At 68.5% G+C, this 19,708-nt stretch carries 15 protein-coding genes; 2 read left to right on the forward strand and 13 right to left on the reverse strand.

Annotated elements, in window-relative coordinates; all coding sequences use genetic code 11:
• Positions 1-74 precede the first annotated feature (74 nt).
• The 5 genes from ASG62_RS23210 to ASG62_RS23230 all read right to left on the reverse strand — a co-directional run bounded on the left by ASG62_RS23210 (position 75) and on the right by ASG62_RS23230 (position 6,407).
• Positions 75-1,967 carry an ABC transporter ATP-binding protein gene (locus ASG62_RS23210; protein WP_056692880.1) on the reverse strand — a complete coding sequence of 631 codons (1,893 nt, stop codon included), beginning with the start codon at positions 1,965-1,967 and terminating at the stop codon, positions 75-77.
• Positions 1,967-2,887 carry an ABC transporter permease gene (locus ASG62_RS23215; RefSeq protein ID WP_056692876.1) on the reverse strand — a complete coding sequence of 307 codons (921 nt, stop codon included), beginning with the start codon at positions 2,885-2,887 and terminating at the stop codon, positions 1,967-1,969. Before ASG62_RS23215 ends, ASG62_RS23210 begins: the two co-directional genes overlap by 1 nt.
• Positions 2,887-3,867, reverse strand: a complete 981-nt coding sequence (locus ASG62_RS23220) for an ABC transporter permease (RefSeq protein ID WP_056692873.1) — start codon at positions 3,865-3,867, stop codon at positions 2,887-2,889. The genes ASG62_RS23215 and ASG62_RS23220 overlap by 1 nt, the downstream gene beginning before the upstream one ends.
• 79 nt (positions 3,868-3,946) lie before the next feature.
• Positions 3,947-5,527 carry an ABC transporter substrate-binding protein gene (locus ASG62_RS23225; RefSeq protein ID WP_056692870.1) on the reverse strand — a complete coding sequence of 527 codons (1,581 nt, stop codon included), beginning with the start codon at positions 5,525-5,527 and terminating at the stop codon, positions 3,947-3,949.
• A gap of 217 nt (positions 5,528-5,744) precedes the next feature.
• Positions 5,745-6,407, reverse strand: a complete 663-nt coding sequence (locus ASG62_RS23230; RefSeq protein WP_056692866.1) for a GntR family transcriptional regulator — start codon at positions 6,405-6,407, stop codon at positions 5,745-5,747.
• A 176-nt stretch (positions 6,408-6,583) separates the two neighbouring features.
• Here ASG62_RS23230 and ASG62_RS23235 point away from each other — a divergent pair, with 176 nt between their 5' ends.
• Entirely contained in the window at positions 6,584-7,627 is a 1,044-nt protein-coding gene (locus tag ASG62_RS23235; protein WP_056692862.1) for a phosphotransferase, read from the forward strand.
• 4 nt (positions 7,628-7,631) lie between these two features.
• Positions 7,632-8,948 carry an aspartate aminotransferase family protein gene (locus ASG62_RS23240; RefSeq protein ID WP_056692859.1) on the forward strand — a complete coding sequence of 439 codons (1,317 nt, stop codon included), beginning with the start codon at positions 7,632-7,634 and terminating at the stop codon, positions 8,946-8,948.
• Between the two features lie 37 nt (positions 8,949-8,985).
• On the opposite strand, the gene ASG62_RS23245 is transcribed toward ASG62_RS23240, so the two are convergent.
• The 8 genes from ASG62_RS23245 to ASG62_RS23280 form a co-directional block, all read right to left on the reverse strand.
• Positions 8,986-11,400 (reverse strand): xanthine dehydrogenase family protein molybdopterin-binding subunit, encoded by a 2,415-nt coding sequence (locus tag ASG62_RS23245; protein WP_244487531.1) that lies wholly within the window; start codon positions 11,398-11,400, stop codon positions 8,986-8,988.
• Between the two features lie 33 nt (positions 11,401-11,433).
• Entirely contained in the window at positions 11,434-11,928 is a 495-nt protein-coding gene (locus ASG62_RS23250; RefSeq protein WP_056692850.1) for a (2Fe-2S)-binding protein, read from the reverse strand.
• Positions 11,929-11,942: 14 nt separating this feature from the next.
• Positions 11,943-12,791, reverse strand: coding sequence for an FAD binding domain-containing protein (locus tag ASG62_RS23255; protein ID WP_056692847.1), 849 nt, complete (start codon positions 12,789-12,791; stop codon positions 11,943-11,945).
• A gap of 88 nt (positions 12,792-12,879) precedes the next feature.
• The gene (locus ASG62_RS23260; protein ID WP_244487530.1) at positions 12,880-13,887 is read right to left on the reverse strand and encodes an ABC transporter permease; all 1,008 of its coding nucleotides are present in this window, start codon (positions 13,885-13,887) and stop codon (positions 12,880-12,882) included.
• Complete coding sequence (locus tag ASG62_RS23265; protein WP_056692840.1) at positions 13,880-14,893, reverse strand: ABC transporter permease; 1,014 nt, start codon at positions 14,891-14,893, stop codon at positions 13,880-13,882. The genes ASG62_RS23260 and ASG62_RS23265 overlap by 8 nt, the downstream gene beginning before the upstream one ends.
• Positions 14,890-16,440: a sugar ABC transporter ATP-binding protein gene (locus tag ASG62_RS23270; RefSeq protein ID WP_056692835.1), complete on the reverse strand. Its 1,551-nt coding sequence runs from the start codon at positions 16,438-16,440 to the stop codon at positions 14,890-14,892. The genes ASG62_RS23265 and ASG62_RS23270 overlap by 4 nt, the downstream gene beginning before the upstream one ends.
• Positions 16,441-16,477: 37 nt before the next feature.
• Positions 16,478-17,560, reverse strand: coding sequence for a TMAO reductase system periplasmic protein TorT (torT, locus tag ASG62_RS23275; RefSeq protein WP_056692832.1), 1,083 nt, complete (start codon positions 17,558-17,560; stop codon positions 16,478-16,480).
• 185 nt (positions 17,561-17,745) lie between these two features.
• On the reverse strand, positions 17,746-19,707 hold the full coding sequence (locus ASG62_RS23280) for a hydantoinase B/oxoprolinase family protein (protein WP_056692827.1): 1,962 nt from the start codon (positions 19,705-19,707) through the stop codon (positions 17,746-17,748).
• Between the last annotated feature and the right edge of the window lies 1 nt (position 19,708).

Genomic DNA, 19,708 nt, shown 5'->3' on the forward strand with positions numbered 1-19,708 from the left:
GGCCGAACGGGACCGGCGCGCGGACGAATGGTTGTCACGCCGGACCAAGGGCGGCAATTCGTCCTGGACGAGCATCAGAGCGCGGCCGAAGGAGAGAGACCCTGCGCCGCCAACGCCTGCGGGCTCGGCACGAGGTGGCAGGAGGCCAGATCCTGCGCGCCGCGCACGGTCAGATGCGGGTTCCTATAAGCGCAAGGGGCGAAGGCCTGCGGGCAGCGCGAGCGGAACGAGCATCCCTTCGGCAGATCGATCGGGCTCGGCGGCTCGCCCTCCAGGAGGCAGTCCTCCGGCCGGTAGCGCCGCGCCTCCAGGGTCGGCATCGCCGAGAGGAGCGCCTTGGTATAGGGGTGGCCGGGATCGAAGAAGAGCCGCTCGTTGTCGGCCAGCTCCACCACCTCGCCGAGATACATGACCGCGATCCGGTTGCAGACCTTCCGCACCATCGCCAGATCGTGGCTGATGAAGATGTAGGTCAGCGAATGCCGGCGCTGGAGCTTCTCGAACAGGGCGAGGAGCTTGAACTGCTCGCCCTGGTCGAGCGCCGACAGCGTCTCGTCCATCAGGAGGATCTCGGGATCGAGAACCATGGCCCGCGCGACGTTGATGCGCTGGCGCTGGCCGGCCGAGAGGCCGACCGGCAACTCCTCGTAGAGCGAGACGGGAAGGCCGACATCGTCCATCACCTCGCGCACCTTCTCGCGGATGAGCCGGGCGTCGCGCCAGCCGTGGATGCGAAGGGGCGTCTCCAGCATGGCGCCGATGGCCGTTCGCGGCGGCAGCGAGGCGAAGGGGTCCTGAAGCACCAGCTGGAGCTTGCGGCGGAAGGCCAGAAGCGAGGCGCCCGAGAGCTTGGCGATATCGCGGCCCTCGCAGAGGACCTCGCCGGCGCTCGGGCTTTCCAGCCGGCTGAGAAGGCGCATCAACGTGGACTTCCCGCAGCCGGATTCGCCGACCACGGCGAAGCTGTCGCCCTTGAAGACGTCGAAGGTGACGTTGCGCACGGCCCGCAGCTCGTTGGTGCCGCCGAAGGAGCCGCGCTTCTTGACCTTGTAGGTCTGCGACACGTCGTTGAGGCGGATGACGGCGAGCGGCGCCTCGTTCGTTTCCGCCGCGCGCGGCAGCGCCGGCGACGCGCTCCAGATGGCGGGCGTTTGCGCGACGAGATCGCGCGTATAGGCGTGGCGCGGGTTGGCGACGAGGTCTTCGGTCGCCTGTTCCTCGACGAGCCGCCCCTCCGCGACGACGAGGATGCGGCTGGCCGCCTCGCGCGCCACCGGAAGCGAGGAGGACACGAAGAGGACGGAAGTCTCGAACCGGTCGCTCAGCTCGCGCATCAGGCGGATGACCTGCGCGGCGACCGTCACGTCGAGCGGCTGCGTGACGTTGTCGGCGACGAGCAGCGCGGGGTTGGAGACCATGGCATCCACGATCAGCGCGCGCTGCATCATGCCGCCCGAGAACTGCGAGGGATAGTCGTGGAAGCGCGCCTTGGCGGAGGGAATGCGGACGGCGGCGAGAAGGTCGATCACGCGCGGCTCGGCTTCCGCCCGGCCGATCTCGGGCACGACGGCGCGCAGCTTCTCCACGATCTGCCGGCCGACGGGCAGCGTCGGATCGAGCGCGCCCATCGGGTCGGCGCCGACATAGGCGATGTCGCGGCGAAGGCGGCGCATCTCCTCGGCGGGCAGGCCGAGAAGGCTCCGCCCGCGAAAGCTCACCGTTCCCGCGCGGATCGCCAGCGGCGGCGTGATCCAGTTGACGACCGCCTTGGAGAGGACGGTCTTGCCGGCGCCGGACGCGCCGACGATCCCGATGATCTCGCGCGGCCGGACCTCGAACGAGATGTCGTCGAGGACGGTGCGCTCGCGTCCGGGAAGGACGAGATCGACGGTGAGGCCCTTGACGGACAGGACCGGAGAGGGCGAGGCACCCGCCCCGTCGAGCGGATCGGCAGACAGGTCCCGCATCAGACGCCTCCGTGGATCGAGTTGCGGGCGCGCTCGAAGGCGGCCCCCATGAGGTTGATGCTGATCAGGGTGAGGCCGAGGAAGACGCCAGGCATGGTGGCGATCCACCAGGCGTTGAGGAGGTACTTCCGGCCGTCCGCGATGATGTTGCCGAAGGTCGGCGTTGGCGGCTGCACGCCGAGGCCGAGAAAGCCGAGCGTCGATTCGAAGATCATCATGCGCGCGACGTCGAGGACGGAGGTGAAGAGAACCGGCGGCACGAGGAGCGGCACGAGCAGGGTCAGGATGATGCGGGCATGGGTCGCGCCCGACACCTCCGCCGCTCGCACGTATTCCGCCTTCCGCTCGGCCATCACCACCGAGCGCATGACGCGCGCATAGACCGGCCAGTTGGAGAGGCCGAGCACGAGGATGATCGCCGGGATGGTCGGGCGCGAGACGCCGAGCACCGCGATGGCGAGGATGATCATCGGGATGGAGAGCTGCGCGTCGGTGAGGCGCATGATGACCGTGTCGGTGCGGCCGCCGAAATAGCCGGCGATCGTGCCGAGCGCGCAGCCGATGAGAAGCGTGACGACGACGGAGGCGACGCCGATCAGGAAGGAGTAGCGCAGGCCGACGAGGCTGCGCACCAGCATGTCGCGGCCGATCTGGTCGGTGCCGAGCGGATGGGCCCAGCTCCATTTGTCGCCCATGAAGAGCGGCGGCAGGAGGCGGGCGCGCACGTCCATCTTGGTCGGATCGATGCCGCTGAGCTCGGGATAGAAGGCCGCGGCGAGCGCCAGGAGAAGAAACAGCGCAAGGCCGATGCGGAACTCCGGCGAGCGCGCGGCCCGCGACAGGATGCGCCGGCCGATGGAGCGGGCGGCGGAGGCCGAGCCCATGGGCACGGGCGCGACGGTCGGATCGATGGCGCTCATCAGTAGTCGAGCCTCGGGTCGATGCTGGTCGCGGCGAGATCGACCAGGATGTTGATGAGGACGAAGATCGCGCTGGTGACGATCGCGATGCCCTGGATCAGCGGAAAGTCCCGCTGGAGAACGGCGTTGATCGTGAGAAGCCCGAGGCCGGGATAGTCGAAGATGTATTCGACGATGATCACCCCGCCGAGCAGGCTGGAGAACTGCACGCCGAGGAGATTGAGAAGCGGAACGGAGGCGTTGCGCAGCGCGTGGTTCGCCACGATCCGCGGCCGGGCGAGGCCCCGCACATGGCCGACCGCCACGTAGGACGAGGCCATCTGGGCCGCGACGGCGCTCGACAGCGTGCGGATCAGGACCGGCGAGAGCTCCACGGCGAGCACGATCGCCGGCAGGATCGTGTAGGAGAATCCGCCGTAGCCGATGGCCGGCAGCCAGGCGAGCTTCACCGACAGGAGCAGCGCCAGCACGATGCCGAGCCAGAAATTGGGCAGCGAGATGAAGACCGAGGAGACGTAGAAGGCGAGCTTGTCCGGCCAGCCTCCGGGTCTGAGGCCCGCCGCGATGCCGAGAACGGCGGAGAAGAGAAGGGCGATGACGAGCGCGGTCGCGGCCAGCTGCAGCGTCATCGGCAGGGTTTCGAGGATGAGGTCGAGGACCTTCGCCCGTTCGCCGCGCGTCGTGTCGTCGAAGGAGGAGCCGCCCGTCGATGCGCCGTTGGCCGGGCGCACGAAGGACTGGCCGAGATCGCCCTGCACGACCTTGCCCATATAGTGGCCGAACTGGACGAGGATCGGGTCGCGCAGGCCCATCTCGGTGGCGATCTGCTCGATCAGGGCCTCCGGCGCCATGCCGCCCGCCATCAGGCGCACGGGATCGCCCGGAACGACGCGCAGCAGCGTGAAGATCAGGAGCGAGACGAGGAAGATGATGACGGCGCCCTGCACGAGGCGCCGGGCGAGAAAGCTGAAGACGAACATCGGGCGGGCGAACTCCGGCGGGACCTGAAGGGTGGGAGAAGCCGCCCCGGCCGCGTTGGCGCGGCGGGGCGGCTTTCGATCAGGCGGGCTTGGAGGCGTCGATCGAGCCGTCCGGGTAGATGTAGAGACCGACGAGATCCTTCTGCATCGCGTGGATCATGACCGAGGTGAAGAGCGAGAGGGCCGGCATCTTGGAGGCGAGAAGCGGCATGGTCTCGGTCTCGAGGATCGTCTTGCGCTCCTCCAGCGTCGGGGCGCTGCGCTCCTTGTCGAGGCTCGCGTCGAGCTCGGCATCCTCGATGCCGCAGATGCGGTGCGAGGAGGAGTGGAAATGCGTGCGCAGGACGAGGTCGGGCTCGGGCGAGCCCGTCGACCAGCCGCAATCCACCATGTGGCCGGGTCCGCCGCCGGGCCGGTGGTAGAGCTGCTCGTTCCAGGCCGCCGGCTCCAGCACGGTGAGGCTGACCGGGAAGCCCTGCTCGTTCAGCATGGCGGTGAGCACCTCGCCGTATTCCTTCGTCTTCGGATAGAAGCCGACCGAGGTGATGTATTCGAGCGGCGGCAGGCCCTCGCCCTTGGGAAAGCCGGCCTCCGCCAGAAGCGCCTGGCACTTTTCGGGATCGTAGGCGGGGTAGTTGGGAAGATCGACATAGCCGAACTTCACCGGCGAGACGAAGTTCGCCGAGGCACGGCCGGCCGAGCCGAGGATTTCGCCGATCAGCGTGCGGTCGATCGCGTGGCAGGCCGCCATGCGCACGCGCGGGTCGTTGAAGGGCGGCTTGGAGCAGCGGAACCAGAGATACTTGTTCTCGACCGACACCACCTCGTTGATGGCGATGTTGGGGTTCTCCTTCACCGTGTCGACCTGTTCGGGCTCCAGGCGCTCGACGATCGAGGCCTGCCCGTTCATCAGGGAGAGCATGCGGGTGGTGGAGTCGCCGGTGAAGGTGAAGCTGATGCCGGGAATGGCGGGCTTGCCGCGGAAGTAGCCGTCGAAGGCTTCGAGCACCGTGTCGTTGCCGCGCTGCTCGACGAACTTGAACGGGCCGGTGCCGTTCAGCCGCTGCGAGAGAGGCCCGCCCGGGCCGGCCGCGACGTCCTTGGCCGACATGATCGGCAGGAAGGACGCCAGGAAGATGAAGAGATGGGCGGGATAGCCGCCCTTCGACGTGTCGACGACGACGGTGTAGTCGTCCGGCGTCGTGATGGTCAGCGTCTCGGTCGGGCCGGGATACCACTGCGCCGGGCGGTCGGGCAGCGCGCCGTACTCGAAGGTCGCCTTGACGTCCTCGGCCTTGAACGGCTTGCCGTCGTGGAAGACGATGTCGTCGCGCAGCTTGATCTGAAGGCGGTTGGGATCGAGCAGCTGGATGTCGGTCGCCAGTTCGTAAACGACGGCGCCGGGATCGTCGAGCTTCATCGGCGTGCGCGTCAGGAATCCCATGACGAAGCCTTCGATGTTCTTCTGCGACAGCGTCGTGTGGGCGGTCGGGTCCCAGTTGCCGGTGATGTTCTCTGCGGACAGGAAGACCATCGGCTTGCCCGTCTGCGCGAAGGCCGACGAGATCAGGAAATCCGGATCGATCTGCGCGAAGCCCGCCAACCCGGCCAATGCTGCGCCTCCCTGGAGGAAACGCCTGCGGTCCAATATGCCCACCATGATCCGATCTCCATCTAAAAACCACGCAACGAGCAAAGTGGTCAAAAACCACATTGCAAGGCTTGTGCCAGATCGAGCGGGGGCATTCGGGCCGTAAATGCTGACGTCGATGCGCCCCCAAACCTGGAATCGCACCAAAAGCTCACCCTAATGCTCACAGGATAGGCAGGGGTCAGAAAAGCGCCGTCCGCACGAGATGGATGCGGCCCGGTCCCATCTAGGACGGCGCGAGAACGCCGGACGTCTGGAAGAATTGAACGGCGGCGTTGATGTCGGCCTGGATCGCGGCATCGGCCGCATCGCCGTCGCGCCGCTCGATGGCGCGCAGGATGTCGTAGTGATGGGTGATCATCGTCTCGCCGCCGTTCTCGTAGACCGAGGCGATCATCGGGCCCATGCGAAGCCACAGGCTCTGGATCATCGCCCGCAGCACCGGCAGGCCGGCGGCTTCGCAGATGCTGAAGTGGAATTCCCGGTTGAGCCGAACCGCCGCCGCCACGTCGCCGGCGGATCGGGCCGCTTCGTTGTCCGCGACCAGCTCTTCCAGCGCGAGAAGCCCGTCCCGATCGAGCTTCTCGGCCGCCAGCCGGGCGGCAAGCCCCTCCAGGCGCAGGCGGATCAGCCGGACCTCGTCCAGCTGGCGCTCCGTCATCCGGGGCACGCGAATGTCCTTCGGCCCGCGCCATTCCAGCGCATGCGCCTCGACCAGACGCAGGATGGCGTCCCGCACCGGCGTCACGCTGACGCCGAACTGGTCGGACAACGTGCGGATGCGCAGCTTGTCGTCCGGCTTCAGCGCGCCTTCGGTCAGCGCCCGCGCGATCTTCGCATAGACGCCCTCGTAGAGGCTGCTGCGGTCCATTGGCTCGAAGTCGCTCATCGCCGTCCCGTTTCCTTCCCGCCGCCGCTCGAAAGCTGCCGCTCACGACATTACGGACACATCGACGATCAAGCTGCTGCATGATGCATCAACATCTTGACGCATGACGCATCACGGGGCAACGTCGCATCGGCCGTCCGCACGGTCAACGCTCCCTTCGCTTCCCCGGATACGCCATGTCACAGCCATCCCCTGCCCCGGAGAGCGACATTCTCAACGCCGACTGGGAGCCATGCACGGTGGCCGAGGTCGAGGATCTCGCGCTCTCCGTCTTCGGAAGGGCCGGCACCGCCAAACGCCTGACGAGCGAGCGCGACGAGACCTTCAAGCTCACCACGGACGGGGAAAGCTTCACGCTGAAGATCGCGAACCCCGTCGAGGACGTTCGTTCGCTGGCCTTCCAGGCCGATGTCCTCCTGCATCTGGCGAGGAGGCCGCTCCTCGTTCCCGTGCCGAGGCTGGTGCCGACGCTCGGCGGCGAGGTGAGCCACATCCTGCCCGCCCGCGGCGGGAACCGCGTGGTGCGGCTGCTGACCTATCTGGAAGGGGACCTGATGGGGGCGAGCGCCGCCAACCCGCGGCAGTGCCGCCGGATCGGCCTCGCTCTCGCCAGCCTCTCGTCGGGACTGGCCGGCGCCACGGCGCGTCCCCCACCGGGAAAACTGCTCTGGGACCTCTCGCATTTTCGCGATCTCGACTCGCTCACGAGCTTCGTCGGCGCCGAGAGGCGGCCGATGATCCAGACGGTGCTCGACGAGTTCGAAGCCCGGGTCCTGCCGATCTGGGGCGACCTGCGGATGCAGGTCCTTCACAACGACTTCAACCCCTACAACATCCTCCTCGACCCCGAGGCGCCGGACGAGGTGGTCGGCATCATCGACTTCGGCGACATGGTGTTCGGCCCCATGATCGCGGATCTCGCCGTTGCGGCCTCCTACCATCTCTGGAGCGAGGACGGGCTGGAGAAGCTCGCCTCCATGCTGCGTGGCTTCTGCCATGTCAGGCCGCTGGAAGCGGCGGAGATCGAGGCCCTGCCGGTCCTCATCGCCGCGCGGCTGGCGATGACGCTAATCATCACGGAATGGCGCGCGACGCTGCGCCCGGACGAGCGGGACTACATCCTGCGCAACCACCGGTCCGCGTGGCGCGGTCTGGCACGCCTGTCCGAGATTCCGGCCGCCGAGCTGAGCCGGCTTATCCACGATTCATGCGAGGTGTAACCCGATGACGATGGTCAACGCTTTTGGCGCGGAGGATTTCGCGCGCCTCAGCCCGGCGGAACAGGCGCTGATCGAGCGGCGCGAACGGGTGATGGGACCGGCCTATCGGCTGTTCTACGAACGTCCGATCCATATCGTGCGAGGCGAAGGCGTCTGGCTCTTCGACAAGGACGGACAGCCCTTTCTCGACGCCTACAACAACGTCGCCTCGCTCGGCCATTGCCATCCGAAGGTGGTGGAGGCGATCACCCGCCAAACCGCCGTCCTCAACACGCACACGCGCTACCTGCACGAGAGCGTCATCGACTATGCGGAACGGCTGACGGCGACTTTCCCGGACGCGCTGAGCCAGGCGATGCTGACCTGCACCGGCAGCGAGGCGAACGATCTGGCGGTGCGCATCGCCCGCCATGTCACGGGCGGCACCGGCATCGTCGTGACCCGCCTCGCCTATCACGGCGTGACCGGGGCGGTGGCCGAGTTCTCGCCCTCGCTCGGCCCCTCCGTCGATCTCGGAACGCATGTGCGCACCGTCGATGCGCCCGATCCCTATCGCCAGTCGCCGGAGGAGGCGCGCGATCGCTTCGGCCGCGACGTCCAGGGCGCGATCGATGATCTCCGGCGGCACGGCATCAAGCCGGCGCTCCTGATCGTCGACACGATCTTTTCCAGCGATGGCGTCGTTCCCGAGCCGAAGGGCTTCTTGCGGCCGGCCGTCGAGGCCATGCGCCGCGCCGGCGGACTGTTCGTCGCCGACGAGGTACAGCCGGGCTTCGGCCGCACCGGCGATACGATGTGGGGCTTCCAGCGCCACGAGGTCGAGCCGGACATGGTCACGCTCGGCAAGCCGATGGGCAACGGCTATCCGATGGCCGGCCTCGTCGTCCGGCCGGAGGTCATCGCCGATTTCGGCGCGAAGATCCGATATTTCAACACGTTCGGCGGCAACCCGATCGCCGCGGCGGCCGGAATCGCCGTGCTGGAGGCCCTGGCGGCCGAGCGGCTGCAGGAGAACGCCCGCGATGTCGGCGCCTATATCCGCGCCGGAATCGCCGGGCTCGCCGGCGAATTCCCCGCGATCGGGGACGTGCGGGGCGCGGGCCTGTTCATCGGCGTCGAGATGGTGTCCGACCCGGCGGCCAGAACGCCGGATGCCGCAATCGCCACGCGGCTGGTCAACGGCCTGCGCGAACGGCGCGTGCTGATCAGCGCATCCGGCCGGAACGCCAATATCCTGAAGATCCGCCCGCCCCTCGTCTTCTCGCGCGAAAACGCCGACACCCTCATCGAAGCCATGTGCGATACGCTGAAGGCGATGTAGGCACCCGACGAGGGCGCCGGGACGGGAACGGTCCCGATCAGTCGCTGCGGCCGTGCGGGCGCAGGAGATTGTCGCCCCAGCGCGGCGCGATGTGGGGAAGGTCGAGTTCGGGCTTGCGGCCGAGCATGAGTTCCAGAACCCGCGGTGGCGTCAGCGGCAGTTCCTGGACGCGCTTTCCCGTCGCATTCGCCACGGCGCAGGCGATCGTCGCGCCGACATTGAGGATCGGCACCTCGCCCGCACCCTTGGTGCCGAGCGGACCCATGGACGGCGCGCCTTCGTGGAGCTCGATCCGGACCGGCACGACGTCCCCGGCCAGGGGCACGCGATAGGTTTCGAAGCCGCTCTGGCGGATGCGCCCGGCGGCGTCGATGCCGGCCTCCTCGTGCAGGGCGTAGCCGAGCCCCTGGACGACGCCGCCCTGGATCTGACCGTGGATGGCGCTCGGATTCAGAGCCCGTCCGACATCCTGCACGACCCGATAGGCCAGCACCTCGACATGGCCGGTCTCGGGATCGACCGCGACGTCGCAGTCGTGCACGGCGAAGACGGGAATATCGAGCGCCTCGATGAAATGTCCGGCCGCGCAGCCGGCCATGGCGGGCGTGTCCCGGCCGGTAAAGGCGCCGGTCCCGGCGACCGGACCGTGTCTTGCCTGGGCGCGTGCCGCGACTTCGGCGATGGCGTAGCCGAACCCGTTCGCCCCGGCGATCTCGATCCGGCCGTTCTCCATGACGAGATCTTCGGGATCGGCCTCCAGCATCTCGGCCGCCACCGCGAGGAGCTTGGTCCTCACCTCGTTGGCGGCCGAGAGGCTCGCCGCGCCGAGCGAGACCGTGGTGCGGCCGCCGCCGACGCCGACGTCGAAGCCCGCCGCATCCGTATCGGCGGTGCGCACGATCACCTGGTCCGGCCGCAGACCGAGCGCACCGGCGACGATCTGCGGCAGCGCCTGCATCATCGAGCCCGAACCGATCTCGACGCCGGAGGTGACGAGAGTCGCGCTGCCGTCGGCGTTCATGTTGACGGTGGCGGCGGAGGGGCCGGTGAAGACGAACCAGGTGCCGACCGTCGTCGCGCGCCCGTACAGTCGCCCGTCCTGTCGCCCCTCCTGTAGCAAAAAGCTCGGCGAGGCCGCGCGCAGGGCCTCCATCTTGTCCAGCATCGGGCGCAGCACGTCGCCTTCGAAGACCTGGCCGGTCGCGCCGAGGTCGCCGGCTCCGATCACGTTGCGCCGCCGAAACTCCAGCGGGTCCATGCCGATCGACGCGCAGATCTCGTCCGTATGGCGCTCCAGCGCGAAGGTGTTGTAGACGCCGTTGCAGGCCCGGAAGGCGCCGTTCGGCGGCGAGTTCGTGTAGACGGCGCGCGAGACGATGCGTGCCGCGCCGAGGCGGTAGTTCCCGCCGAGCGTATGCGCCGTCATGGTGGTGAGGAAGATCTGCTCGCCGCCATAGGCGCCGCAATCCATCAGCACCACGGCCTCGCGCCCGGCGATCTCGCCCTCGCGCGTCACCGCCGATCGCATGCGGATCTCGGCATTCTCGCGGAAGAGACAGGTCAGCATCTCCTCCTGCCGCGAATTGACGAGCCGCACCGGGCGCCGGCTCTTGCGGGCGAGCAGCGCGGCGAAGGGCTCCATCGCCCAGTCGAACTTCAGGCCGAAGGCGCCGCCGACGGGCGGGACGGTCACCCGGACATCGGAGGGCCGCACGCCGAGAAGACGGGCCGTCGTGTTGCGAACCGTCCAGGGCACCTGCGTCGAGGTCTCGATGTGGAACCGCCCGTCCTCGAAACTGGCAAGGACGGCGCGCGGCTCGAAGGCGACATGGTTCTGGCGCCCGACGCGGAAGGCGCTCTCGACGACGACGACGTCGGGGCGGGCGAAGGCGGCATCGACGTCGCCGCGCACCGACGTCGCCTCCCAGGCGATGTTGCCGCCATGGGTGCCGCCCTCGAAAAGGACCTCGTAGTCCCGCCAGTGGGGATGGACGAGCGGAGCGCCCTCGGCGAGGGCCGACTGCATGTCCACGGCGGCGGCGAGCGGTTCGATCTCGACCTCGACCGCCGACAGGGCCGCCTCGGCCTCGGCCAGCGTTTCGGCCGCGATCGCCGCGAGGGGCTCTCCGTCGTAGCGCACCACGTCGCTGGCAAAGAGCGGATGATCGGCGATGCCGATTCCCGCCTGCCCCGGCGCGTCGGCCGCCACGACGATCGCGCAAACGCCCGGCATGGCCTCGGCCCGGCTCGTATCGATGCGCAGGATGCGGCCCGACGGAACCCTGGAGCGGAGCACGACGGCGTGCAGCATGCCGGAACTCTTACGATCGATCGTGTAGCGCGTCAGGCCCATCAGCTTGTCGCGCGCATCCCGGCGGCGGAAGTCCGATACCGTGGCATTGGGAAAGGCGTCCATGCCGTGCTCCTCAAACGTCGTCGTTGCGTCGGGCATCCGGAGCGCGGTCCGTCGTCCCGATGTCCCGCGTCAGGTTGCCTCGACGCCGGGCGCGACGGCCGGGCCGACGCGGTCGGAAGCGAGCGACAGGGCGGCGTCGACAATGCGCTCGTAGCCGGTGCAGCGGCAGATGTTGCCGGTCAGCGCCGCGCGGACCGCCTCGCGGCTGGGGCGCTCCGTCCGCTCGAGAAAATCGGTGAGCGTGACGACCATTCCGGGAAAGCACATGCCGCACTGGACGGCGTCGTGGCGCTCGAGCGCGGCCTGCAGCGGCGACGGGACGCCGTCGGCGCAGAGGCCCTCGATCGTGCGCACATGCGATCCCTCCACCAGCGCCGCAGGCGTCAGGCAGGACAGGGTGGGCACGCCGTCGATCAGCACCATGCAGGCGCCGCAGAAGCCTTCGCGGCAGACCGGCTTGGCGCCGGTCAGGTGGAACTCGTCGCGCAGGAGATCGACCAGTGCACCCATGGCGGGGGCGTCGGACGAACGCTCGCGGCCGTTGACCGTCAATCGGATCGGCATCGGACCTCCCGGGTTCAGGACGTGGCAAGAAGGGCGGCGGCGGCGCGCCGCACCAGCGCGGGCAGAACGGCGACACGGTACCAGCCGGGCGCTTCGACGCCGTCGTCGCGCCCGGTTAAGTCCGCCAGATGCGCCTTGGCGAGCACGGCGACGGCGTCGGGATCGAGCGACCGGCCGATCAGCGCGGCTTCGAGGCCGCGCCACCTACGTGCGACCGGCTCGACCGAGCCGACCGCGATGCGGGCAGTCGCCACGCGCGAGGCCGCATCCAGCGTGACGGCGAGACTGACCACGGCCACCGGATAGTCGCCGGCCTTGCGCAGAGGCAGGCGCACATGGGCCGAACGCTGAGGCCGGCGCGGCAGGACGACCTTCGTCAGCAGCCGGCCCGGCTCCAGCTGCGATCGCAGCTCGAGAAAGGCCTCGATGCCCATGCGGTCCACGCCGCCGGCGCCGGCCAGCTCGACCTCGGCATCCAGCGCCAGGAGAGCCGGAACGAGATCGGCGGCGGCGAAGTCGCAGGTCGAAAGGTTTCCGCCGAGGGTCGCCATGCCGCGCACGGCCGGATTGGCCGAGGCCCCGGCGGCCTCCGCCAAGGCTTCGAGACCGGAAAGTCCGGAAAGGGCGTCCGCCAAGGCGGCATGCGTGGCGCCGGCGCCGATCTCCACCGACCGATCGCCGACCTCGATCACCTTCAAGGCAGCGATCTTCGACAGTGCGACATAGGAGGTCTTGAAGGCTTCGCCGCGCAGAGGCGCGCGCATGATCCAGGTGCCGCCGGCCAGGGGTGCGCCCGCCTTCCCGCGCTCCGACAGAGCGTCGAGCGAGGACGCCAGCGTCCGTGCTACATAGACGTCCGGCATCGTGAAACCCTCCCGTGTCGGCCGATGGCCGAGGATCGTGGCGACCGGCCGGCGGGCCGCGCCCCGCCGCGATCGGAAAAGGGCGCCGTCAGCGCGTCGCGAGGCGGGCCCGATCGAGGACGACGCCGACGATGACGATCGCTCCGAGGACGACCATCTGCACGTAGCCGTCGATCCGCGTCAGATTCATGCCGTTGGACAGGATGGTGATGAACAGCGCGCCGAGCACCGCCGTGCCGACCCCGCCCCGCCCGCCGGCAAGGCTCGTGCCGCCGACGACCGCCGCGGCGATCGCCTGAAGCGAGAGCGAACCGCCGAGATTGGGTTCGCCCGATCCGGTGCGGGCCGTCAGCATCAGCGCGCCGAGCGCGGCGAGCGAGGAGCAGAGGACATAGGCGAGCACGAGGATGCGCTTCACCGGAAGGCCGGCGACGGAAGCGGCCCGGGGATTGGTTCCGACAATGTAGAGCGAGCGGCCGAACACGGTGCGCGTCAGCGCGAGGTGAAGGACGAGGCCGACGACGAGAGCGATGACGATCGCCGCGGGCACGCCGAACATGTCGCCGCGATAGAGCAGCGTCGAGAAGAGATCCGGCATGCCCTGCACGGGCTTGCCCGCCGACAGGGTCGTCGCGATGCCGATGGCGATGTTGTAGCTGCCGAGCGTCGCGACGAACGGACTGACGCCCAGAAGCGCGACGACGACGCCATTGAAGAGGCCGGTGGCGGCGCCGAGCGCGATACCGGAGAGGAGGCCGACGAGGAGGACGGCCACCGGATCGCTGCCGCTGGCCACCGCCGCCGTCATGGCCACCGCGGCGCCGACGCTGACCATCGAGACGGTCGGGCCGAGGGACAGATCGAAGCCGCGCGTGATGATCACCACCGCCTGCGCCATGGCGAAGAGCGCGACATAGCTCGTCTGCTGCGCGATGTTGAGAAGATTGGCGGGCGACAGAACGCGGCTGTCGGCGACGGCGAAGGCGAGGAACAGGACGACCAGCGCGATCGGCAGGGCCCATTGCCAGATCTGCCGGCGCCAGGGCGATGGCGCCGTCGTCTCGGTAAGCGCCATGGGGGGAGCCAGATCAGACACGGGTCTTCCTCCTGCGGCTGAACTCTTCGGCGGCCACGGCCGCCACCATGATGACCCCCAGAAAGACCGGCTGCAGGCGCGAGTCGATCTGCAGGAGATTGAGGGCATTGCCGAGGATCGTCAGGAACAGCGCGCTGACGGTGACGATCTCAACCCGGCCGATGCCACCGCGCAGGCTGACGCCGCCGATCACGGCCGCGGCGATCGACTGGAGCATCATGCGGTCGCCGCCGAAGCTGGCCTGGCCGGAGCCGACCTGCGCGGTGAGGAGGATGCCGGTCGCCGCCGCCAAAACGCCGGACAGGGCGTAGGTTCCCACGACATGGCGGTCGATCGAGACGCCGGAAATGGTCGCCGCCTCGGCGTTGCCGCCGATGGCGAAGACGTAGCGCCCGAAGAGCGTCCGCCGCTGCACGAAGACCATCACGAGCACGACGGCGACGGCGACGTAGATCGCGGTGGGCAGGCCGAGGAACTGGGCGCGGCCGAAACCCTTCACGAAGCTGTCCGGCATGCCGTAGACGGGAATGCCGCTCGTGATCATCAGCCCCACGCCGGCCGCGGCCGACATGGTGCCGAGCGTCACGACGAAGCCCGAGACCTTCAGCCGGGCGACGCAGATCCCGTTGACGAGCCCGACCGCGAGGCCGGAGCCGAGGCCAGCCAGCACGCCGCACGCGATGATCGCCGCCTCGTTGCCGGGAAAGGCCGCGGCGGCAAGGCCCATGACCTTGGCGGTGACGACGCTCGCCAGCGCGATCACCGCGCCAACCGACAGATCGAAGCCGCCGGCGATGATCACGATCGCCTGGCCGCAGGCGACGATGGTCAGAAGCGAGGCGTTGCGCAGGATGTTAAGAATGTTGATCGGGCCGTAGAACTGCGGCGAGACCAGCGACATGCCGAGGACGACGGCGACGAGGAGGACGGGCAGGAAGCCCAGCCGAACCGGAAAGCCGATCCGGCGCCCCGCCGCGGAGCGAAGGGCGGTTGCGGCGGCGCTCATGCTGCGGCCTCCGCCGGATGGTTCTGGAAGAAACCCGACAGGACGTTCTGCTCGGTCTTCGCCGCTCCTTCGAGCTCGGCGGCGATCCGGCCGTTGTGCATGACGTAGAGCCGGTTCGACAGGGCCAGCACCTCCGGCAGTTCGGAGGACACGACGATGACCGCCGCGCCCGCCTCGACCAGCCGTTTCATGAACTCGTAGACCTCGACCTTGGCGCCGACGTCGATGCCGACGCTCGGCTCGTCGAACAGGAAGATCGTGAGGTCGCGGGTCAGCGCGCGGCCGAGCATCACCTTCTGCCGGTTGCCGCCCGAAAGGTTGCCGACGGCGCGCTCGATGTCGGGCGGGCGCAGGTTCAGCTGCTGCATGATCGGGTTGATCAGCAGCCGTTCCGCACCTTTCCGCAGCACGCCGAAGCGGATGAAGCGCTTGAGGTCGAGCGCCGTCATCGAAGCGTTCTCGCGGATCGGCCGCGTCAGGGCCAGCCCCTCCGCGACGCGGTTGGCCGGGAAATAGGCGACGCCCTTGCGCAGGCTGGCGCGCGGGCCCGCCGCTTCGTAGGGCGTTCCGTGCAGGCGGATGGTGCCGCCGGTCACGGGCTCCAGCCCGTAGATGGCGCGCACCAGCTCCGACTTGCCGCAGCCGACCAGACCGGCGATGCCGGTGATCTCGCCGGCGCGAGCATGGAAGTTGACGCCGGCGACGATGCCGCCGGCGACGGAGAGGTTCTCCACGTCCACCGCCACCTCGCCGGGCGCATGGGCGATGGCCGGGAACAGAACGTCGATCTTGCGGCCGGTCATCAGCTCGACCAGTTCGCCGTCCGTCACCGTGGCGGCGCCGAGCGTGCGGATGTGGCGGCCGTCGCGCAGGACGGTGACGCGATCGGCGAGCGCCCGGATCTCCCGCATGCGGTGCGAGACGTAGACGATGCCGACGCCCTGGCTCTTCAGCTTGGCGATCAGTTCGAACAGCCGCCCCGTCTCGCGCTCGGTCAGCGAGGCCGTCGGTTCGTCGAGGATCAGAAGACGCACCTTGCCGAGCAGGGCCTTGGCGATCTCGGCCATCTGCTGATGGGCGCGCGAAAGGTCGTCGACGCGGGCGGCGGGATCGAGATCGAAGCCGAGCTCCTCGATCAGGGCCTTCGCCCGCCGGCGCATCTCGCCGGCGCGCAGCACGCCGCCGGTGGAGAGCTCGCGGCCGAGAAAGAGATTCTCTTCCACGCTCAGCGTCGGCACGAGGGAGAACTCCTGGAAGACCGGGCTGATGCCGATGGCCCGGGCGCGCTGCGGCGTCAGGGAGCGGATATCCTCGCCGCCGAAACGGAAACTGCCGCCATCGGGAGGAAAGGTGCCGGAGATGACGTTGATCAGCGTCGATTTGCCCGCGCCGTTCTCGCCGAAGAGAACATGGAGCTCGCCCGCGCGCACGTCGACATCGACGCGGTCCAGGGCGAGGACGCCCGTGAACCGCTTCGAGATGCCCGCCAGCCGGAGCAAGGGCTCCGATTCCGGGCGAGGCGTTCCGACTTCGCCGGCTTGCTCCATGTCGTCTCCTTCGTTTGGACGAAAACCCCTTGCGGGCTTACTTGGCCTTGACGGTGTAGACCGGCGTCCAGTCGCTCGGCGCCAGGATCAGGTCCATCTTCAGGCTCGGCACCGTGCTCTTGTCGACGACCGCCGCGACGGGCTGGACGAGGCTCATCACCGGCTTCTTCTCGAGAAGGCGAACCGCCTGATCGATGGCGATGGCGCCCTCGCCGACCGGATACTGCGTCGCGAAGGCGAGGATGTCGCCGCGGTTCAGCGCGTCGAGCATCGCCTGGTTCTCGTAGGAGGACATGATCTTGATGTCGGTGCGGCCGGCTTCGGCCACCGCGCCGATCGCCGCTTCCGCCGTCGGAGCGGTTCCCCAGATCACGTTCATGTCGGGATGGGCCTGCAGCGCGTCCTGGATGAGCTGCAGCTGGACGGCGACGCCGCTGTCGCCGAACTTCTCGTCGAGGATCGTCACGTCCGGATTCTTGCCGACCGCGGCCTTGAAGCCCTCGTTGAAGGATTCCGCCCAGCCCGAGCCGGCCGGTCCCGGGAAGGTCACGACATTGGCCTTCTCGCCGGCGGACAGCTGCGCGAGGAGCCCCTCGCCCGTGACCGCTCCCATGGCGACGAAGTCGACGGCATTGGCGGCGGGCGTCGAATTGGCCGGGATCGGATTGGTGACGCCGACGACCGGAATGTTCTTCGCCGCCGCTTCCTTGAACTTCTGCTCGAGACCCGCGCCCGAGATCGCCCCGACGACGATCGCATCCGCGCCGCTCGCCAGGCAGTCGTCGAACTGCGAGAGCTGCTTGGGCAGGTTCTCGTAGCCGCCGGCTTCGTAGAGCGTCATGTTGACGTTCATCGCCTCGGCCTGCTTGACGATGCCGTAGGCGACCGCGACCCAGAAGCTGTCCTTCATGTGCGGGAAGAGGACGCAGAGATTGTAGGGCTTCTCGGCCTTTTCCAGCGGCGTGTACTCGGCATCCTTCGGCGTCCCCGACGAGGAATCGTAGATCTTCATCGGCCACCAGGCCGCGTCCGCGGCAAGGCTCGGCGAGGCCGCGCCGACGACGAGGCCGAGACAGGTGGCGGCCGCGAGGCCGCGGCCGAAGCGGGTGCGAAGAGACATGGCTTCAATCCTTCTTGTTGCGGGGGACGAGGACGGGGCGCTCGTTCCACGACGCGCCTTGTTGGACGGCACTGCTTTGCGCGGGCGGAGCGCCGTGCGTCCCTTGGGACGCAGAGAGGCGCTCCATCCTTGCGTCGTCTGGAACATCCTTCCGCGACCGAGAGGGCGGCTCGATCGCGAAAGGCTCAGTGGGCAGCCCAGTTGGCGACGGATCGCCGTTCGAAGGTCTCGCGGAACTGCCGCGTGGACTCGGGAAGAAGCTCGCCCGTGCCCCAGTCGAGGATCACCGCATGCCGGCGGATCGCGTCGAGCACGTCGATCTCGCCGAGCCGGAACCGTTCGGCGACGCCCTCCGGATCGGTGCGGGCCCAGGCGACGCGCTGCCCGCGAATCTCCTCGCGCAGCGCGTCCGTCGCGGCGGCGTCGAGCTCGTAGGCGCACAGTTCGGCGTCGATCTCGCGGATGACGACGCCATAATCCTTCGCGGCGCGCTCGATCGACACGTAGTCGTCGACGACATCCTCCAGAACGCTCGCCGGATCGCGCTCCAGCGGATCGCCGAACCCGCCGCCACCGGCCGTCGGGCGGGAGAAGACGTCGCCCTCGCGCAGGGCGACATCCGAAAAGATCGTCCCCAGCCTTTCGACGACGTCCGAGCCCGCGCGCTTCAGCGACAGGCCGTGCGGGCTGGACGGAAGGCCGCCCTCGATGCCCCAGACGACGGCGCGCTCGCGGTCGCAGATGTAGGAGATCACCGTTTCCTCGGCTTCCAGCATGCGCGAGCCTTTCAGAAGCCCGACGCCGCCGCGCCATTTGCCGGGACCGGCCGAATCGCGCTGGATCTGGCATTCGGTCATCAGGATCGGCGTCGCCCGCTCCTGGCCCTCGATCGGCTGGGCCATCATGCCGGTTCCGAAGCAGGAGGCCGTGACGTTGGCGCCGTCCTTGCCGTTGCGGCCGCCCCAGCCGCCGGACAGCCAGTCGTAGAACATGAAGATCGGCTTGTCGGCGACGCGCGCGTCGCGCCCGCCCGTCAGAAGGTATTCGAGATTGAAGGTGCAGGCGAGCGCCCGCTCGGGCATCAGCTGCGACCACATCTCGTAGATCGAGTTCATGATCTTCTCGAAGGGCATCAGAAAGCCCGTGACCGCGACCGGCCACTTGGCGTCGACGATCGAGCCTTCCGGCACGATCAGCTCGAACGACCGGTAGAAGCCGGAATTCAGCGGCAGGTCGGGGAAGAAGGTCTTCATGCCCGCCGCCACCGCCGAGAAGGTCGCTCCGAACGCCGAATTGTAGATGGTGGCGATGGTCGGATGACTGCCGGTGAAATCGTAGATCGCCTTGTCGCCCTTGATCGTCATCTTGATGCGGATGGGGATCATCCCCTCCCCGCCGGCGGGATCGCGATCGATGTAGTCCACCGTCTCCCAGGTGCCGTCCGGCAGCGCCGCGATCCGCTGGCGCACGGCGCGCTCGACATAGTCCTGAACCTCGGCCAGCCCCGCCTTGACCGTGTCGCGGCCGTACTTGTCGACGAGCCGCAGGATCTCGCGGGCGCAGACCGCGGTTCCCTCCGCCTGGGCCTCGATGTCGCCGATGATCGAGGCGGGATCGCGCGTGTTCGCCGCGATCATGTTGGCGACGTCGCGGCGGAAGACGCCCTTGTCGTAGAGCCGGATCGGGGTGATCCGCAGGCCTTCGCGGAACATGTCCTTCGCCGTGACGTCGAAAGAGCCGGGCACCGAACCGCCCATGTCCGACCAATGCCCGTTCGACTGGGCGAAGGCGATGATCTCTCCGCCGGAGAAGATCGGTCGCACGAGCCGGACGTCGGAGAAATGCGTGCCGCCGGCATAGGGATCGTTGATCGCGAAGACGTCGCCGTCGTGCATGTCGCCCTTGAAGGCGCGCATCACGTCCTTGCAGGTGAAATGCAGCGTGCCGACATGGACCGCGATGTCCTGGTTGCCCTGGGCGGCGCATTCCCCGTCGGCGTCGTGCAGGCCGCTGGAGAAGTCGTGGTTGTAGATCACGAACGAGTAGCAGGTTCGCAGCACCTGCTCGCCCATCTGGTCGACGCTGGTGATGAAGGAGTTCTTGAGAACCTCGAAGGTCACGGGATCGAGAGTCTGTTCGCCGGCCATG

It is taken from the genome of Aureimonas sp. Leaf427, from assembly GCF_001425485.1.
In the GTDB taxonomy this organism is placed as follows: Bacteria; Pseudomonadota; Alphaproteobacteria; order Rhizobiales; family Rhizobiaceae; genus Plantimonas.

Bases quoted from the DNA above. Each gene is read 5' to 3' on its own strand.
- ASG62_RS23225 (WP_056692870.1), bottom strand. From the start codon at position 5,527: ATGGTGGGCATATTGGACCGCAGGCGTTTCCTCCAGGGAGGCGCAGCA.
- ASG62_RS23215 (WP_056692876.1), bottom strand. From the start codon at position 2,887: ATGAGCGCCATCGATCCGACCGTCGCGCCCGTGCCCATGGGCTCGGCC.
- ASG62_RS23220 (WP_056692873.1), bottom strand. From the start codon at position 3,867: ATGTTCGTCTTCAGCTTTCTCGCCCGGCGCCTCGTGCAGGGCGCCGTC.
- ASG62_RS23245 (WP_244487531.1), bottom strand. From the start codon at position 11,400: ATGCCCGACGCAACGACGACGTTTGAGGAGCACGGCATGGACGCCTTT.
- ASG62_RS23270 (WP_056692835.1), bottom strand. From the start codon at position 16,440: ATGGAGCAAGCCGGCGAAGTCGGAACGCCTCGCCCGGAATCGGAGCCC.
- torT (WP_056692832.1), bottom strand. From the start codon at position 17,560: ATGTCTCTTCGCACCCGCTTCGGCCGCGGCCTCGCGGCCGCCACCTGT.
- ASG62_RS23230 (WP_056692866.1), bottom strand. From the start codon at position 6,407: ATGAGCGACTTCGAGCCAATGGACCGCAGCAGCCTCTACGAGGGCGTC.
- ASG62_RS23265 (WP_056692840.1), bottom strand. From the start codon at position 14,893: ATGAGCGCCGCCGCAACCGCCCTTCGCTCCGCGGCGGGGCGCCGGATC.
- ASG62_RS23280 (WP_056692827.1), bottom strand. From the start codon at position 19,707: ATGGCCGGCGAACAGACTCTCGATCCCGTGACCTTCGAGGTTCTCAAG.
- ASG62_RS23255 (WP_056692847.1), bottom strand. From the start codon at position 12,791: ATGCCGGACGTCTATGTAGCACGGACGCTGGCGTCCTCGCTCGACGCT.
- ASG62_RS23250 (WP_056692850.1), bottom strand. From the start codon at position 11,928: ATGCCGATCCGATTGACGGTCAACGGCCGCGAGCGTTCGTCCGACGCC.
- ASG62_RS23210 (WP_056692880.1), bottom strand. From the start codon at position 1,967: ATGCGGGACCTGTCTGCCGATCCGCTCGACGGGGCGGGTGCCTCGCCC.
- ASG62_RS23240 (WP_056692859.1), top strand. From the start codon at position 7,632: ATGACGATGGTCAACGCTTTTGGCGCGGAGGATTTCGCGCGCCTCAGC.
- ASG62_RS23235 (WP_056692862.1), top strand. From the start codon at position 6,584: ATGTCACAGCCATCCCCTGCCCCGGAGAGCGACATTCTCAACGCCGAC.